Origin of the sequence: Actinospica durhamensis, from assembly GCF_018139695.1 — a bacterium.
Lineage (GTDB): Bacteria > Actinomycetota > Actinomycetes > Streptomycetales > Catenulisporaceae > Actinospica > Actinospica durhamensis.
Map to the genome: position 1 here is coordinate 1 of NZ_JAGSOG010000208.1, position 15893 is coordinate 15893.

The 15893-nt window shown below is 72.7% G+C and carries 14 protein-coding genes; 9 read left to right on the top strand and 5 right to left on the bottom strand.

Translation table 11 applies throughout. The features are described from left to right. Positions 1–125 precede the first annotated feature (125 nt). Complete coding sequence (locus tag KDL01_RS29680) at positions 126–875, bottom strand: bestrophin-like domain (RefSeq protein ID WP_212531954.1); 750 nt, start codon at positions 873–875, stop codon at positions 126–128. A gap of 294 nt (positions 876–1169) precedes the next feature. On the opposite strand from KDL01_RS29680, the gene KDL01_RS29685 reads away from it, so the two are divergent. The 5 genes from KDL01_RS29685 (at position 1170) to KDL01_RS29705 (ending at position 8522) form a co-directional block, all read left to right on the top strand. Further along, complete coding sequence (locus KDL01_RS29685) at positions 1170–2159, top strand: patatin-like phospholipase family protein (RefSeq protein WP_212531955.1); 990 nt, start codon at positions 1170–1172, stop codon at positions 2157–2159. Positions 2160–2328: 169 nt separating this feature from the next. Further along, positions 2329–3759: an alkaline phosphatase family protein gene (locus tag KDL01_RS29690; RefSeq protein WP_212531956.1), complete on the top strand. Its 1431-nt coding sequence runs from the start codon at positions 2329–2331 to the stop codon at positions 3757–3759. A 165-nt stretch (positions 3760–3924) separates the two neighbouring features. Continuing rightward, positions 3925–6072, top strand: coding sequence for a prolyl oligopeptidase family serine peptidase (locus KDL01_RS29695; RefSeq protein WP_212531957.1), 2148 nt, complete (start codon positions 3925–3927; stop codon positions 6070–6072). A 41-nt stretch (positions 6073–6113) separates the two neighbouring features. Next, positions 6114–7820 carry a bifunctional 3'-5' exonuclease/DNA polymerase gene (locus KDL01_RS29700; RefSeq protein ID WP_212531958.1) on the top strand — a complete coding sequence of 569 codons (1707 nt, stop codon included), beginning with the start codon at positions 6114–6116 and terminating at the stop codon, positions 7818–7820. A 147-nt stretch (positions 7821–7967) separates the two neighbouring features. Continuing rightward, complete coding sequence (locus KDL01_RS29705) at positions 7968–8522, top strand: LURP-one-related/scramblase family protein (RefSeq protein ID WP_212531959.1); 555 nt, start codon at positions 7968–7970, stop codon at positions 8520–8522. On the opposite strand, the gene KDL01_RS29710 is transcribed toward KDL01_RS29705, so the two are convergent. The 3 genes from KDL01_RS29710 to KDL01_RS29720 form a co-directional block, all read right to left on the bottom strand. Then, a complete protein-coding gene (locus tag KDL01_RS29710; RefSeq protein ID WP_212531960.1) occupies positions 8519–9907 on the bottom strand; it encodes a GNAT family N-acetyltransferase in 1389 nt (462 codons plus the stop codon). The two genes, KDL01_RS29705 and KDL01_RS29710, sit on opposite strands and share 4 nt — an antisense overlap. A 52-nt stretch (positions 9908–9959) precedes the next feature. Next, on the bottom strand, positions 9960–10964 hold the full coding sequence (locus KDL01_RS29715; RefSeq protein WP_212531961.1) for a phosphotransferase family protein: 1005 nt from the start codon (positions 10962–10964) through the stop codon (positions 9960–9962). Between the two features lie 83 nt (positions 10965–11047). After that, positions 11048–11734 carry a PhzF family phenazine biosynthesis protein gene (locus KDL01_RS29720; RefSeq protein WP_212531962.1) on the bottom strand — a complete coding sequence of 229 codons (687 nt, stop codon included), beginning with the start codon at positions 11732–11734 and terminating at the stop codon, positions 11048–11050. 95 nt (positions 11735–11829) lie between these two features. Here KDL01_RS29720 and KDL01_RS29725 point away from each other — a divergent pair, with 95 nt between their 5' ends. The 4 genes from KDL01_RS29725 to KDL01_RS29740 all read left to right on the top strand — a co-directional run bounded on the left by KDL01_RS29725 (position 11830) and on the right by KDL01_RS29740 (position 15502). Then, complete coding sequence (locus tag KDL01_RS29725) at positions 11830–12537, top strand: 5'-methylthioadenosine/S-adenosylhomocysteine nucleosidase family protein (RefSeq protein ID WP_212531963.1); 708 nt, start codon at positions 11830–11832, stop codon at positions 12535–12537. Further along, positions 12534–13553 carry a hypothetical protein gene (locus KDL01_RS29730; protein WP_212531964.1) on the top strand — a complete coding sequence of 340 codons (1020 nt, stop codon included), beginning with the start codon at positions 12534–12536 and terminating at the stop codon, positions 13551–13553. The genes KDL01_RS29725 and KDL01_RS29730 overlap by 4 nt, the downstream gene beginning before the upstream one ends. A 75-nt stretch (positions 13554–13628) precedes the next feature. Further along, positions 13629–13844, top strand: a complete 216-nt coding sequence (locus KDL01_RS29735; protein ID WP_212531965.1) for a hypothetical protein — start codon at positions 13629–13631, stop codon at positions 13842–13844. Positions 13845–14152: 308 nt separating this feature from the next. Then, positions 14153–15502 carry an MFS transporter gene (locus KDL01_RS29740; RefSeq protein WP_212531966.1) on the top strand — a complete coding sequence of 450 codons (1350 nt, stop codon included), beginning with the start codon at positions 14153–14155 and terminating at the stop codon, positions 15500–15502. 115 nt (positions 15503–15617) lie between these two features. On the opposite strand, the gene KDL01_RS29745 is transcribed toward KDL01_RS29740, so the two are convergent. Further along, on the bottom strand, positions 15618–15893 hold a 276-nt coding region (locus tag KDL01_RS29745), incomplete at its 5' end, for a transposase (protein WP_212531967.1).

Below are 15893 nucleotides of genomic sequence, written 5' to 3' on the forward strand. Positions count from 1 at the left end.
CGCCAGGGCCGTGCCGAGCGCGCCGCACGCCGCGAGTCCCCGCCCCGTCCGCCCGCCCCGTCCCCGGCGCGGCGCGCCGCCGCGCCCGCGCACCCGATTCCGCAGCACTGCCGTCCTCTTCCCGCTCAGTGTGCGCCGCCGGCCAGGAAGCCCTGGATCGGCTCGGAGGTGACGTGGATCAGCCCGTGGTAGTAGGTCTGCAGCTCGAGCACGAACCAGAACGACAGGCACACCAGCAGGGTCGAGACCATCAGTCCGGAGAAGGCGAGCGCGTCCGCGCGCAGGCCCAGCGCCAGCGGTGTCAGGACCGTGATGAGGCTGAGCACCCCGAGCGCGGCCAGCAGCACCGGCGAGGTGGCGTCCTGCCCCACCGCGATCCGGTCGTCCCTGGACTGCGCGAGCGCCTGGTACTCCCCGATCGCCTGGTCCTCGATGGTGCCCAGGGAGGTGCTCAGGGTGACCGGGTGGGTCACCGCGGCCTGTCCCGCGTCCAGCGCCTTCTGTGCCGCGTCGCCCCCGGCGGCCTCGGTCGAGGGCGCCGGCCACTCGTCGGCCAGCACGGCGCGGGCGTAGGCCACGGCCGAGGCCCTCACCTGCGCGCCCTCGGTGCCGGGCATCCGGTCGGCCGTCTGCACCAGCGCGGTCAGGGTCGTGGCCTCGGCCCGCACGTCCGCGTTGATCTCGTCGATGTTCTGCCACTGCACGACCACCACCAGGGCCAGCAGCACCATGTAGAGAGTTGAGATGAAAGTATTCACATAGTCGAGCGCGGACGCGTCGTTGCGCTCCGGCTTGCGTTCCTTGCGCACATGATCGGTGATCACCAGCGCCGCCAGCGAGGCGACCACCAGACCGATCAAGACCGCCAATGCCATGGCATTCCTTTCAGCACGGTCCACTCGTTCGGACGATGCCCGTCGGGTTATCGCGAAATCCACCGGTTAGAGCGGATTGAAACCGGCTCCGCCAGGGCCGGGCGGGCGCGTACGTCCTCTGCGATGGCAGTGCGAAGGCCTTGCGCCGGCCCGGCGGAGACGGCAGGCGAACGGCGGGTGACGAGCGGCCGGACGCTGGGCGGAAGGTGGTGTCCGCCTCTGGCGCCGCGCCCGTGATGAGGTTCAATAGTGGCGGGGCGCCCCTTACCCGCAGAGCCAGAGCCAGGAGTCCGCATGCTGTCCGCCGCCGAAGCCACCGCGCCGACCGCGTCCACCCCGCACCCCGTGCTCGAGGCCATCGCAGACCGGGTGCGCCGGGCCAGCACGCCGGGCCGGCGCGAGGACGGGCGCCGCGTCGTGCTGGCCATCGAGGGCGGGGCGATGCGCGGCACCATCTCCGCGGGTATGGCGCTCGAGCTCGAACAGATGGGTGTGCTCCCGGCCTTCGACGCGGTCTACGGCTCCTCGGCCGGCGCGATCAGCGCCACCTGGCTGCTCAGCTCCCGCCCGGAGGGCCTGGCCGGCTGGGCCGAGCCCGCGTACGCCAGGGCCCTGATCCGCGCCTCGAACCTGCTGCGCCGCCGCCCGATGGTGGACGTGGAGCGCCTGGTCGAGCACATCTACCGCGAGGTCGCGGTGCTCGACTTCGACTCGGTGCTGGCCAACCCGATCGAGCTGCACCCGCTGGCCACCGACGCGGTCACCGGCCTCAGCGTGGACCTGCGCCCGCTCCTGCGCACCACGGCCGACCTGCGCCTTGCCATGCGGGCCAGCTCCGCGCTGCCGGTGCTCGCGGGCCCGGCGATCGGGCTCGGCAGCGGGCGCTACTACGACGCCGGCATGGCCGAGTCCGTGCCCTACCGCACCGCGATCGAGCAGGGCGCCACCCATATCCTGGTGCTGCGATCCCGGGTGGAGCCGGCCCGCTGGGCCCCGCCCGCCGCCCCGTCCCGCGGCGCCCGGGTCACCGCGCGCACCGCGCTGCGCCGCGAGTCGGTGCACCTGCGCACCACCTATCTCGCCCGCGCGGCCCGGCTGGCCGAGGACGACGACTTCCTGGCCGGGCGCGAGGCGGACCCGGCCTCGGCCCCGGCGGTGCTCTCCATCCGCCCGGCGCTCGAGGACGGCGAGATCGGCAAGCTCACCAAGGACGGCCCGGCCCTGGCCGCCGCCCTCGCCAGCGGCCGCCGCGCCGCCCGCCGCGCCCTCGCCTCCACCTGCTGAGACACTCCGCCGCGGCGTCAGAGGCCTCATCTCAGGAACCGGTCATACTACCTCCCCTTCCCCGGTTCTTGGGCGCGCGTTCGCCTTGTCTTGACACGGTGTCAGTACGGTGGGAGCAGGGTCGATTGCGCCGGGAGTGCTCACCTCCCGGAAGAGAGGTTTCGCATCCATGTCCTCGAACCGTTACACCCGACGCCGCGTCCTTGGCTCCGCCGCGGGCGTGGCCGGCGGCGCGGTCGGCTTCAACCTCCTGCCCGGCGCGGTCCAGGCGGCCCTGGCCGCGGACCGGCCGCGCGGCGGCTTCGACGCCATCGAGCACGTCGTGCTGCTCATGCAGGAGAACCGCTCGTTCGACCACTACTTCGGCACCATGCCCGGAGTGCGCGGCTTCGCCGACCCGGAGGCGCTGACCCTCGGCACCGGGCGCTCGGTGTTCTACCAGCCGGACGCGGTCAACCCGGACGGCTACACGCTGCCGTTCCACCTCGACACCAAGACCACCAGCGCGCAGGCCATCCCGTCCACCAGCCACGCCTGGGCGGTACAGCACTCGGCCTGGAACAACGGCGCGATGGACAACTGGCTGCCCGCGCACCGCGCCGCCGACGGCGTCAACGGCCCCTACGTCATGGGCTACTACGAGCGCGAGGACATCCCGTTCCAGTTCGCGCTGGCCGACGCGTTCACCGTGTGCGACCATTCGTTCTGCTCGGTGCAGGGCCCGACCTGGCCGAACCGGCTGTACTGGATGACCGGCCAGATCGACCCCAACGGGCTCAACGGCGGGCCGATCACCTCGAACTCCTACCCCCACGGGGCCTACACCTGGACCACCTACGCCGAGCGGCTGCAGGCGGCCGGGGTCTCCTGGAAGGTCTACCAGGAGCAGGACAACTACGGCTGCAACCTGCTGGAGAACTTCGCGCAGTTCCAGACCGCGCAGCCGGGCGATCCGCTGTACGACAACGGCATGGCCTACGGGCCGGCCGGTGCGTTCGAGGAGGACGCGCGCAACGACAACCTGCCGCAGGTCTCCTGGATCATCCCCACCTCCACCCAGTCCGAGCACCCGGACTACCTGCCCGCGGCCGGCGCCGACTTCGTCGCGAGCAAGATCGAGGCGATCGCCTCGAACCCGAAGGTGTGGGCCAAGACCGTGTTCATCCTCACCTACGACGAGAACGACGGCCTGTTCGACCACGTCGTCCCGCCCACCCCGCGCGCGGGCACCACGGACGAGTTCATCGGCGGCCTGCCGATCGGCGGCGGCTTCCGGGTGCCCACGATCATCGTGAGCCCGTGGACGGCCGGCGGCTGGGTGTGCAGCGAGAAGTTCGACCACACCTCCACGCTGCGCTTCCTCGAGCGCTTCACCGGCGTGACCGAGCCCAACATCACCGACTGGCGCCGGCGCACCTTCGGCGACTTCACCTCGGCGCTGCGTTTCGACGAGGCCAGCCTGCGCTTCCCCCGGCTCCCGGACACCACGACGCTGCTGGCCACGGCGGAGCAGGAGGTGGCGGACAACCCGGCGCCGACGCTGCCGGGCGCCGACCAGACCCCGCCGCGCCAGGCGCCGGGCTGGAAGCCGCACATCTGAGCCGGCCCGGGACCGTACGGGTGCTGTGACCGGACCGCCACCAGGGTCCTGTCACAGGCGCGCCGCGACGGCTGCCCGCACCCTTACCGCGCGCGCACCGGCCGTGCCTGCCGGTGCGCGCGCGGTAAGGGATTAAATCTTGACGCGGCCGTTACGATCGATCCCATGTCGACATCCGAAGCAGCATCAGGGCATGCCGCCGGCCTGACCTATCCCGACGCCACGCGGCTCGACCTCGTCGAAGACCTGCACGGCCACCGCGTCGCCGATCCGTACCGCTGGCTGGAGGACTTCTCCGGCGCCGACACGCAGCAGTGGTGCGCGCGGCAGGACGCGCTGTTCGCCCGCGCCCGCGAGGACTGGTTCGGCCCCGAGGCGCACGAGGCGCTGCGCGCGCGGCTCGGCGAACTGGCCGACGCGGGCTACGTCGGGGCGCCGGTCTGGCGCGGTGCGCGGCGGTTCTTCCTGCGCCGCCGGCCCGGCCAGGATCACAACGTCCTGCTGTACGCGGACGGCGAGGGCGAGGAGCGGGTGCTGATCGACCCCGCGGCGCTCGACCCGAGCGGCGCGACCACCCTCGACGGCTGGCAGCCCTCGCTCGACGGCCGGCTGCTGGCCTACCTGCTGTCCGAGGGCGGCACCGAGGAGTCGATGCTGCGGGTGCTGGACGTGTCGACCGGGGAGATCGTGGACGGGCCGATCGACCGCGCCCGCTACACCTCGATCGCCTGGCTCCCGGACGGCGGATCCTTCTACTACGTGCGCCGTCTGGCGGCGGATCAGGTGCCGCAGGGCGAGTCGCAGTTCCACCGCCGCGTCTTCCTGCACCGGCTCGGCCAGGACGCCGGCCTGGACACGGAGGTGTTCGGCGAGGGCCTGGAGAAGACGAACTACTACGAGCCGCGGCTCTCGCGCGACGGACGCTGGCTGCGGGTCGGCGTCTACCGCGGCACCGCTCCGCGCAACGACCTCTACCTGGCCGACCTGACCGCCAGTGCGCCCGAGGCGCCGGAGTTCACCGCAGTGCAGGAGGGCGAGGACTTCGAGACCTCGCTGACCGTGGGCCGGGACGGGCTGTTCTACCTCTTCACCCAGCGCGACGCGCCCAACGCCCGGCTGTGCGTGGCCGAGCCGGGCAAGCTCGACCCGGCGCACTGGCGCGAGGCCGTGCCGCAGGACCCTGAGGCGGTGCTGCACGACTACGCGATCCTGGACGGGCCCGAACTCGACCGCCCGCTCGTGCTCGCCCTGCACGCCCGGCACGGCCTGAGCGAGCTCTCCCTGTTCGACCCGGCCACCGGCGAACGGGTCGGCCAGGTCGCCACGCCCGGCAACGGCTCGATCCTCGGCCTGAGCGAGCACCTGGACGGCGGCCCGTCGGCGTGGTTCGGCTACACCGACCACACCACGCCCGACCAGGTGTACCGCTACGACGCGCGCAGCGGCGAGATCGAGCTGTGGGCGGCCTCGCCCGGCGGGGTCGCGCTCGGCGCGGTGCACGTGCACCGGGAGCAGTACACGTCGAAGGACGGCACCCGGATCCAGCTGACCGTCCTGGCCCCGAGCGACGCCCCGGACCTCCCGCGCCCGACGATCCTGTACGGCTACGGCGGGTTCGACATCTCCCTCACCCCGGCGTTCTCGGCGCAGCGGCTGGCCTGGGTCGAGGCAGGGGGCGTATTCGCGATCGCCAACCTGCGCGGCGGCGGCGAGGAGGGCGAGAGCTGGCACCGCGCCGGGATGTTCGGCCACAAGCAGAACGTGTTCGACGACTTCCACGCGGCCGGCGACCACCTGGTCGAGCGCGGCTGGACGACGCCCGGGCAGCTCGGCATCTTCGGCGGCTCCAACGGCGGCCTGCTGGTGGGCGCCGCGCTCACCCAGCGCCCCGAGGCGTACGCGGCGGTGGTCTGCTCGGCGCCGCTGCTCGACATGCTGCGCTACGAGCTGTTCGGCCTGGGCGCGACCTGGAACGTGGAGTACGGCTCGGCCGAGGTCGCCGAGGAGTTCGAGTGGCTGCTCGGGTACTCGCCGTACCACCACGTGCGCGACGCCGCGGCCTACCCGGCGACGCTGTTCACCGTGTTCGAGGGCGACACCCGCGTCGACACGCTGCACGCCCGCAAGCTCGCGGCCGCGCTGCAGCACGCCACCGCGGCCGAGCCGGCCGACCGCCCGATCCTGCTGCGCCGGGAGCTGAACGTCGGCCACGGCCAGCGCGCCGTGTCCCGGTCCATCCCGCTGTGGATCGACCAGCTCGGCTTCTTCGCCCACCAGTTGGATCTGGGCTCGATGACCGGCACCGGAGCGTAGCCTGGCCGGTTTTGTCGGAGGGCCCGTGCACACTGGTTGGCATGAGGTGGGTCGTACACGCGGACGAGGGCGGCGCCGGGAGGCTGGCGCCGCTCGCCGAGCCGGCAGCCGGGGCCGAGGGGGCCGCCGGCCGGCCGGCCGTGGGCGAGGTGCGGCGGGTCGGCGACCTCGCCGCGGCCGTGCGCGAGCTCGAGGCCGCCGACCGGCCGCGCTGGATCTGGGCGGACACGGCCCGGATCTACCCCGACCTGCTGCGGGCCGGGGCGCGGGTGGCCCGGTGCCACGACGTCGTCCTGGTCGACGAGATCCTGGCGGCGCGCGAGGGAAGCTTCGGCGCGCCGCGCACCCTCGGCGCGGCCTACGCCCGGCTGCACGGCCTGCCGGTGCCGGACGTCGGGCGGCTCGGCTCGGCCACCGAGGCCGCGGGCGCCGAGGGCCCACAGCAGGCGGCCCTGTTCGAACCCGACGACACCGGCGTGCCCGCGCAGGTGGACCAGTTCGACGCGCTCCTCGAGGTCTACCTGGCCCAGCAGGCGCTGCTCGACGCCGCCGCGCCGCCGCTGCGCCTGCTCACGGCGGCGGAGTCGGCCGGGGCCCTGGCCGCGGCCGAGATGACCTACGCGGGACTGCCGCTCGATCCCGCCGTGCACGCGCGGAACCTGGCCGAGCTGCTCGGCCCGCAGCCGCCGCACGGCGGTCCGGGCATGCGCCCGGCCAAGCTCCAGGACCTGGCCGACCGGCTCGGCGAGGCGCTCGGCTCGCCCGCGCTCAACCCCGACTCCCCCGCCCAGGTTCTCAAGGCCCTGTCACTGGCCGGGCTGCCCGCGAACACCACCCGCGCCTGGGAGCTGCGCCGGATGGAACACCCGGGCGTGCCGTTGCTGCTCGAGTACAAGGAGCTCTCCCGGCTCTACACCGCCAACGGCTGGGCCTGGCTGCGCGCCTGGGTGCGCGAGGGCAGGTTCCGGCCCGAGTACGTGGTGGGCGGCGTGGTCACCGGCCGCTGGGCCAGCCGCGGCGGGGGCGCGCTGCAACTGCCCGCGATGGTGCGCCGGGCCGTGGTCGCCGACCCCGGCTGGACCTTCGTGGTGGCCGACGCCGGACAGCTCGAACCGCGCGTGCTCGCGGCCATATCGGCCGACCGCGGCCTGGCCAGGGCGGCGCAGGCCGAGGACCTCTACACCGAGCTCGGCGACGTGTTCGGCGGCGACCGGGCCAAGGCGAAACTGGGGCTGCTCGGCGCGATGTACGGCCAGACCAGCGGCGAGGTCGGTCCGCTGCTGGCCACCCTGCGCCGCCGCTTCCCCGCCGCCATCGGCCTGGTGGACGACGCGGCCAAGGCCGGGGTCGAGGGGCGGATCGTGCACACCCGGCTCGGCCGCGCCTGCCCGCCGCCCTCCACCCGCTGGCGCCGCATGGTCGCGGGTGCGGAGGGCGAGTCGCGCGCGGACCAGGTACGCGCCTCCCGCGGCCGGTTCACCCGCAACTTCGTCGTGCAGGGCAGCGCCGCCGAGTGGGCGCTCGCGCTCATCGCCACGCTGCGCGGCAAGCTCACGGACACCGCGTCCGAACTGGTGTTCTTCCTGCACGACGAGGTGGTGCTGCACTGCCCCGAGGAGCAGGCAGAGCGGGTGCGCGAGGCCGTGTCCGCATCCGCGGCCGAGGCCAGCCGCCTGGTCTTCGGCGCCACTCCGGTCCGCTTCCCGCTGCACCTGGCGACCGTGCGCTGCTACGCGGACGCGAAATGAGGCGCCGGATGCCGGATCCGGCGAGCGGCGTCGCAGGGACCTGCCAACAACGTCACAGGGGCCTGCCGTCTCCGGGCCCGAGCGGTGACGGGCCCGCCGCGCCCTGCTACCGTGACTGCGTCCAGGCCTGAAGACTCAGGGGGAAATGTGGATCTCCATCAGCCGTACACCGGTGTGCTCTATCTTCCGGACAAGCCCTCCCAGGGCATCACGCCCGTCCTGCTCGCCGACGGTCAGCCGGTGGCCCAGCTGCGCTGGCACACCATGAGTGCGCATCAGGCCTTCGAGGTGCTCGATCCGGCGAGCGGGGCGGTGGTGGCCTCGGGCCGGCACGAGCACGTGCTGGGCCGTCGTTACGCCGTCCACGGACCGGACGGCGACTCCGTGCTGGCCGAGCTCAAGCTCGGCGCCTTCCGCCCCTTCGACGGCGCCACCATCACCCTGGCGGACGGCACGGCGCTCGGCCTGCACGGCAAGCCGACCGGCCGGCATTTCGACTTCCTCAAGGACGGGGCCGTGATCGCCCAGATCAGGCCGACCACCGGCGCGTTCACCCACCACCCGGACTCCTACGAGTTCGACCTGCCCACGCCGGTGCTCTCCATCGCCGCGGCGGTCGGGCTGGCCCAGGCACTGCGCGAGGCCGTCGAGACGATCCGCCGCCACGAGCAGACCAACGCGCGCAATCGGGTCTTCCCCTAAATCACAGCCTCACCGCGGCGTGGGCGGTACCGGACCATGGGCCCGAGCACGCCGGGCACGACCTCGAACGGCTCAAGGCCCAGCTTCGCGACGATCGCGGCGGAGGCGAGGTTGCCCTCGTCGACCTCGGCGAGCAGCTCCGGCAGTCCGAGCGGGCCGAGGGCGTGGTCACGCACGGCGCCGGCGGCCTCGGTGGCGTAGCCCCGGCCCCAGGCTTCGGGCGCGAGGCTGTAGTAGAGCTCGAGTCCGAGGTCTTCCAGGGGCCTGATGCCGACGGTGCCGATTCTCGCCTCGCCCGCCTCTGCCGCGTCCCCCGCGTCCAGCGGGCTCGTGTCCGCGTCCGAGTCCACGCCCGCGGCCTCGACGAGCCAGAGCCCGTACCCGTCCTCGGCGAAGCCGCGCACGCTGCGCTCGATCTCCGCCCCCACCTGATCCGACGTCAGCACCTCGTCGTCGTACAGGAACCTGCGCACGTCCGGGGCGGTCCAGTGGTCGAGCAGCCAGGCGTGGTCCTGCGGGCGCACCGGGCGCAGGGTCAGCCGCGTGCCGCGCAGCAGCCCGCCGTAGACGCGCTCGATCCAGTCGGCGTCGGTGAGGTAGCGCCGGTCGTGGCCTTCGGCGAGGTGGCGGGCGAACGCCTCGTGGCCGGCCGCGGCCTGATCCCGCATCAGCGCGACGTGGGCGCGCAGGCGCTCGGCCGCGGTCTCGGGCAGCGCGGCGCGCTGTGCGTCGGTCAGGCCGTAGGCCCTCGCGAACAGCGCAAGGCGGCGGCGGGCCTCGGCGGCCGGCTGCGTGTGCTCGACCTCGTCGGGCGCGTAGAGCGGGACGAAGCGGTAGGCGGTGTACGCCGCGTCCCACAGCCGCGGCGCGGGGTGCGCGGTGTCGAAGTCGATGAACGCCACCGGCAGCCCGCCGCGGAAGACGGTGTTGTACGTGGCCGCGTCGCCGTGGCAGATCACCTCGGCGGGCTCGCGCACCGGCAGGTACCACACGTCCGCGTCGGTGCGCCGGAACGTGGCCGAGGCGTCGTGCAGGCGCCGCAGCAGTCCGGCGGCCGCCACCAGCGAGGCGTCGCTGCGCACCTCGGGCGCCGCGAAGTCGTGCCCGACCTCGCCCGGCAGGAACTCCACCCGCTCCTCGCGGCCGTCCGCGCTCAGCCCGAGCGGCGCGGGCGCGCCGTCGAACCCGGTCTCGGTCAGATGCGCGAGCAGGCGCTGGACGGTGGCGCTCCACGGCCCGGCCGGGCGGTGCACCACGCAGCCCTCGCGCACCACCTCGTTCACGCCGCCGACGAACACCTCCCGCTCGAGCTCGGCGTGCGCGGGGTCCGCGTCGTCTCCCGCCCCATGGGTGTACTCAGGTCCCTGCCGTGCGAACTCGACCATCGCGCCAGGATAACGATCACCGCCGGGTGCGTCAGCCCCTTTACCGCGCGGCTCACGCCGGCGGTTCCAGCTCCTTGAGCCGGCGCGCCACCGCGGTGATCTCCTCGTAGCTCGCCGCGACGCCCGCGCGCTGGCCGAGGCGGTGGCGTTCGAGCCGGATCGTGGCCAGGTTGCGCGCCTCGTAGAACAGCCGGCGCCAGCGCGCGGCCTGGTCCTGCACCAGCGCGCCGTACCCGTCCCAGAACGCGTTGCGCACGTCGCCCGGCTTGCCCAGGGCGCGGTAGATCGCCCAGTCCGACTCCGGGTCGCCCCACCAGGTGCGATCGCAGTCGAAGACGCCGGACACGGTCGGCTCCGGCGCGTTCGGCTCGATCATCACATTGATGGTCCACAGGTCGCCGTGCAGCAGCCGCGGCTCGGTGATCCGGTCGAGCAGGTCGCGCCGGCGCCGGGCCGTCGCGGCCAGGGCGCGCACGTCCGCGGCGTCGAGCCGGAGATCGTCGAGGTCCTGCGCGATCAGGTCCAGCTGCGTGCCGAGCGCCTCGCTCCAGGTCGCCGCGAGCGGCCCGGCCACCGGCCCGAAGCCGGGGCCGCGCACGGAGTGGATCTTGCGGGAGATCTGGCCGAGGCCGCGGAAGAACGACCCCCAGTCGCTGCGCTCGTATCCGGCCAGGCCCTCCGGCGCCGGAACGCCCGGCACCACGGTCTGGATCACGTAGTCGCGGCCGAGCAGGTCGTGGGTGAAGTCCACCGCGAGCGTGCGCGGCAGCAGGGCGGCTATCGGCGCGAAGTACGGCGCCGCGGCGTGCTCGTTGCGCAGGAACCCGCGCTCTGACCGGAACTGGCGGGCCGGCTCCGGCGCGGCCCGCAGGATCAGCTCCTCGCCGGTCTCGAGCACGATCCGGAACGTCGTGTTGTACGTCCCGTCGCCGAGTTCGACGGCCGAGGCGACCCGGGTGCGCTCGCCGAAGGCGCGTCGGACGATCGCGTCGACCTGACCGGGTGTCAACGGACGCTGGGCCGAGTCGGCGGCACGCTCGATGACCTGGAAACGCACGGGAACCTCCGGATCCGGCGGCGGTACGGGACGGGCGGGGTGAAACGGGCGCAACGGTCGCGGGCGCGGACGCGGAGTCCGGCTCACAGTTCGACGATACGCTCCGGCTCGCCCACGACGCGCCCGCCGACTTCGGACCACCCCTCCCGCGCGGCCGGACGCACCCGGATCACCGAGCCGCGCCCCTGACGAATGGTCAGCTCCCGGCCGTGCGCGCGGGCCTGGAGCATCGCGGCCGAGCCGGTCGCCTCGTCCTCGCCCATCCCCATCGACGCGACGAAGGTGCGGGCCCGCAGCAGGCCGGCCGGCTCGTCGATCCACGCCCAGAACTGGTCGTGCGGGTACTGCGCCGGATCGGGAGCCAGCGCCTCGACCGCGGCGGGCGAGTCCAGCTTGGTGAACCCGAACTCGGGCGCGTACGCGGTGTTCGCCCTGATCCAGCTCAGCCCGCCGTCCTGCCAGGTGTCCACCGGGTCGGCCAGCCGGGGCCGGAGCACCTCGGGCACGCGCCCGGTGACCTCGGCGAGCACGTGGGCCGTGCCGACCAGCGGGTGCCCGGCCAGCGGCAGCTCCCGCGCGGGGGTGAAGATCCGCAGCTCGGCCCGCTCGAGGTCGTCGACGAACACGGTCTCGCTGAATCCCAGGTGCGCGGTCAGCCGCACCCCGAGCTCGCTCGGCAGCCCCGCCGCGTCGAACACCACCCCGAGCTCGTTGCCGAACGCACCGGTCTCATCCGCGAACACCCGCACCACGCGCACAGTCGTCTTCATGGTCGACCAGCCTAGAGGGCCGCGCGCGGCACGCGCGGCGTCCACGTGTCGATCTTCCCGACGATCACCGGCCCGGCGCCGGGTAGCATGATCGCATGACACAGACTCCGGTGGCGTTCGTGATCGCGATGATGGAGGAGGCCGAGGGCATCTTCCGTCTGGGCGCGTGGGAGGAGCTCAGCCTCAGCCCCTTCCCGGTCTACCGGGTGGGCGAGAGCGAGGCCCAGGCCGTGGTCGTGCTCAGCGGGATCGGCACCACCAACGCGGCGGCGGCCACCCAGCACGTGCTCGACCGCTTCGCCCCGGACCGGGTGGTCAACCTCGGCGTGGTCGGCTGCCTCAACCACGACATCCCGATCGGCGCCGTGCACGCGGTGTCCACCTGCGCGTTCTTCGACGTGGACGTCACCGCCTTCGGCTACAAGATCGGCCAGATCCCGGAGACCGAGGTGCACGAGTACCCGCTGGCCGGGGCCGTGGAGGCGGGCGACCTGCCGACGGCCAAGGTGCTGTCCGGCGACACCTTCGTCACCGGCCGCGACGGCTTCCACCCGGAGCTGGCCGGCTTCGCCGCCGACTTCGTGGACATGGAGCTGACCGCGATCGCGCACACCCTGCTGCGCAACGGCCTGCTCGACCGGCTGGAGAGCTACAAGGCCCCGTCGGACTACTGCGACAGCGAGTCCCCGGACGCCTTCGACGAGAACCTGCCGTACGCGCTCTCCCACCTGTCCACCGTCGCCGACCTGATACTGCACGCCCACGGCATCGAGGCCGGCGCGACCGCCGGAGTCGGCCGATGAGCGCCCAGGCCACCGGCGCCGAGGCCGCGCCGATCACCGTCGAACTGCTGGCCAAGCACTCCTCCGGCAAGGACCACCTGGCCATGACCGGCGGCACCCTCGGCGCGGACAAGCGGGTGAACGGACGGGCACAGCTGCGGCTGCAGCACGACTTCTTCACCGTCGCCACGCTCGAGCCGGCCGAGCCGGGCCCGGGCCGGGACCGGCTCTTCTCCGGCATCCACTCGATCGAGCACGCGTTGGCCTCGCCGGACGGCGGGGACCTGCGCGCCCGGATCGCCGAGGTCACCGGGACCGACGCCGCCTTCGCCGCGCGCCTGATCGATATGAGCCCGTATATTCCGGGCCTGCTGGACTCGGAGCGGGCCGCCGGGCTGGCGCTGGGCTTCCGCTCCACCTTCGTCACCCTCGCCGACTCCGTGCCGGGCGATCCGACCGGGCCGCTGCCGACCGGGATGCTGCTGGCCGCCTACCGGGACGCGCTCACCGTGATCCGGGAGAAGTTCCTGGCCGGCGAGCCGGTGCCGTTCTCCACCCCCGAGGCCTGCGGCCAGTACGACCTGCACTCGGCCGAAGCAGCCCTCGAACTCATCGAGCCGCTGCTGGCCAAGGTGGCGAACGCGCACGAGGTGGCCGAGTCCTTCGCCGACACCGGTGCGACCCGGCTGTATGTGTGCGACCTGCGCCTGGTCAAGCCCCGCCTGCCGGAGGCCTTCGACCAGCAGGTGCTCGACCTGCTCGGCGGCCACCTGATCTCCCAGCAGATCGAGTCCGACACCCCGGCCCTGACGGCGGGTAACTTCGGCTGCAGCACCGGCGAGTACCTGATGGTGGCCGACCCGGCGGGGCTGGAGCAGCCCGAACTGCTGCGCTCGGCCCACTTCGTCGTGGCCGGGACACTGGCGGAGGTCGGCGCCTACACTGGCCATGACCCGGTACGCGCCGCGGCGGCGCGCGACGCCCGCTTCAGCCTCGAGCAGATCGAGCGGTACGCGCCGGAGGCGTTGGCGGGCTGAGGGATCGGGCCGGAACTGGACGCCGTGGTCCCGGCCTGGATCAGGATTCTGATCGAGTTCGGGGAGTGGTCTCGCATGGCCGAAGTGATAGCCCGTTGCAGTGCCGGACACCTGTTCACCTCCACCTGGGTGCCGTTCGCCTCGTTCAAGGCGGTGCGCCTGGGCCGCAAGCGCTTCGAGCGCTGCCCCGTCGGCAAGCACTGGGTGATGATCGAGAAGGTGGACCCGGAGAGCCTGAGCCCCGCGGAACTGGCCGAGGCCGCGGCGCACCACGACGCGCGCCTGCCCTAGCCGACAGTTTCCGATCATCGTCTGTCGTGGCGAGTGATCGGCGACCGCGTGACCGGTCGGCTGGTTCTCTTGTCGCACCAGATCGCGGCGGTCATCGCCGAGGCGCGGTCGCGGCTCTCACAGGCACGCCTGGCATGCCTGGCCGCTGATCGCTAAGCTCCATGCCGTGTCTCCCTCTCGTGCGTAGAACAGAGCGCGTGCCGCGCCCGATGCCGGTGCGGCCCTTAGGCGTCCCCTTTTCCGCCTGACGCCGCCCCGTCACGGCCTTCGCCTGTCGCGGCGCTCTGTTCCGTTTGAGGAATCCGATCATGTCTACGCCATCCGGCGCGCCCACTCCCGGCACGCCGTCTTCCAGCACGCCCTCCTACTACCAGGTCCTGCGCCTACCCGGGGCCGCCCGGCTCTTCGGCTTCGCGCTCTGGGCGCGCCTGTCCTACGGAACGATCTTCCTCTCGCTCACGCTCGCGCTGATCCGGGCGACCGGCTCGTATGCCACGACGGGTGCGTGTATTGCGATCTTCGGCTTGGCCAGTGCGCTTTCGGTGCCCGTGCGGGCCGCGTTGATCGACCGACACGGGATGCGCCGCGCACTCCGGCCCATGGCTGTCGTCTACGCCTCGTTGCTGGCGCTGATCACGGTCACCATCGCGACGATGCACTCGGCCGGCGTGACGAGGCTGCCGCACTCGACCGTTTTCCTGCTCTTCGCACTGTGCACGGCCGCCGGCGCCACCGCGCCACCACTCGGTCCTTCCATGCGCACGTTGTGGGCCGAGCTGGCCACCGACCCGGATATGCGACGGCGGGCCTTCGCCTTGGACACGGTATGCGAGGAAGCGCTCTACCTGGTCGGCCCGCTGCTGGCCGGGGCGCTGGCGACGTGGGGCGCCGCGGCCGCCGGCGTGGCGGTGAGTGCGGTACTCGTGCTCACCGGGACTCTCGCCATGGTCTCGGCGCTCCCACCGCAAAGTCGTGACAACGCTGACGCAGGCGCGCAAACCGCTGCGGCTGGAGCCGAACTGGACACACGTGTGCGGCCACAGCCGACGTACCGCCGCGCCCGGCTGCGTGTCGACGTTCTGGGCGGTGCGGTACCCGCTTCACTGGCGACGGGTATTTCCCTGAGCGTTCTCGGCCTGCTCATCGTGGCGTTCGCGCAGCACCACCACCAGCTGACCGTGGTCGCGTGGGCCGAGGCGGGAATGTCGGCGGGCAGCGCCTGCGGCGGTCTGGCGTTCGGCGCGCTCAAGTGGCGGGCATCGAACCGGCTTCAGATGTGCTCGTTGCTAGCCCTCATCGGCATTGTCATCGCTGCTGCGGGGTCCGCGCAGAGCATGGCGGTACTGATCCTTCTCGCCTGCGCGCTCGGGCTGTTCGTCTCGCCGACGATCACGATGACCTACGTGGTAGCCGACGAAGCGGCCCCCGCCGATCAGCGGATCAGGGCCGGCGGCCTGGTCAACGGCGCTTACAACCTCGGCTCCGCGACGGGGTCGGCGGTGGCCGGGCTACTGCTCGGCGGGCTCGCGTTGCGCTCCTGCTTCTTGCTCGCCGCCACCCCGGCGTTGGCCGCGGCACTGATGACCGGTGTACGGACGTGGCGGAAGTCCGAGTCGACACCGTCGGCCACCGCGCAGGCTCAGGACGCAGCGGTATAGGAAGGGTTCTTCATCCCGCGGCAGCTGAGGGCGCCCTCGGAATTCCTGGGCTTTGCCTGAGTACGGCTAAATTTCCGGGCGCCGGCGTTCTCAGAAGGTGTCCCGCTTCTTCTGATCATGTGGTCTGCTGGGCGGCGGTTCGGGTCATCAGTCGTATCGCCGCCCAGCGGACCATGGCCTCGTGGGTCTCCTCGGAGCGCTCGTAGTCGCGCACGGTGCGCCGGGCATTGGACAGGTGCGAAAACGTCCTTTCGACCACCCACCTGCGCGGTAACACCACGAAGCCCTGCGTCGCATCACTGCGCTTGACGATGTGCACGGTCAGCGACCAGTACTTCCTCGCGGTCTTGACCAACTGCCCGGCGTATCCGCCGTCGGCCCACACCAGGGT

Coding starts and splice junctions, on each gene's coding strand:
- KDL01_RS29710 (WP_212531960.1), bottom strand. CDS start 9,907: ATGGTCGAGTTCGCACGGCAGGGACCTGAGTACACCCATGGGGCGGGA.
- KDL01_RS29725 (WP_212531963.1), top strand. CDS start 11,830: ATGACACAGACTCCGGTGGCGTTCGTGATCGCGATGATGGAGGAGGCC.
- KDL01_RS29700 (WP_212531958.1), top strand. CDS start 6,114: ATGAGGTGGGTCGTACACGCGGACGAGGGCGGCGCCGGGAGGCTGGCG.
- KDL01_RS29685 (WP_212531955.1), top strand. CDS start 1,170: ATGCTGTCCGCCGCCGAAGCCACCGCGCCGACCGCGTCCACCCCGCAC.
- KDL01_RS29730 (WP_212531964.1), top strand. CDS start 12,534: ATGAGCGCCCAGGCCACCGGCGCCGAGGCCGCGCCGATCACCGTCGAA.
- KDL01_RS29720 (WP_212531962.1), bottom strand. CDS start 11,734: ATGAAGACGACTGTGCGCGTGGTGCGGGTGTTCGCGGATGAGACCGGT.
- KDL01_RS29695 (WP_212531957.1), top strand. CDS start 3,925: ATGTCGACATCCGAAGCAGCATCAGGGCATGCCGCCGGCCTGACCTAT.
- KDL01_RS29735 (WP_212531965.1), top strand. CDS start 13,629: ATGGCCGAAGTGATAGCCCGTTGCAGTGCCGGACACCTGTTCACCTCC.
- KDL01_RS29740 (WP_212531966.1), top strand. CDS start 14,153: ATGTCTACGCCATCCGGCGCGCCCACTCCCGGCACGCCGTCTTCCAGC.
- KDL01_RS29690 (WP_212531956.1), top strand. CDS start 2,329: ATGTCCTCGAACCGTTACACCCGACGCCGCGTCCTTGGCTCCGCCGCG.
- KDL01_RS29680 (WP_212531954.1), bottom strand. CDS start 875: ATGGCATTGGCGGTCTTGATCGGTCTGGTGGTCGCCTCGCTGGCGGCG.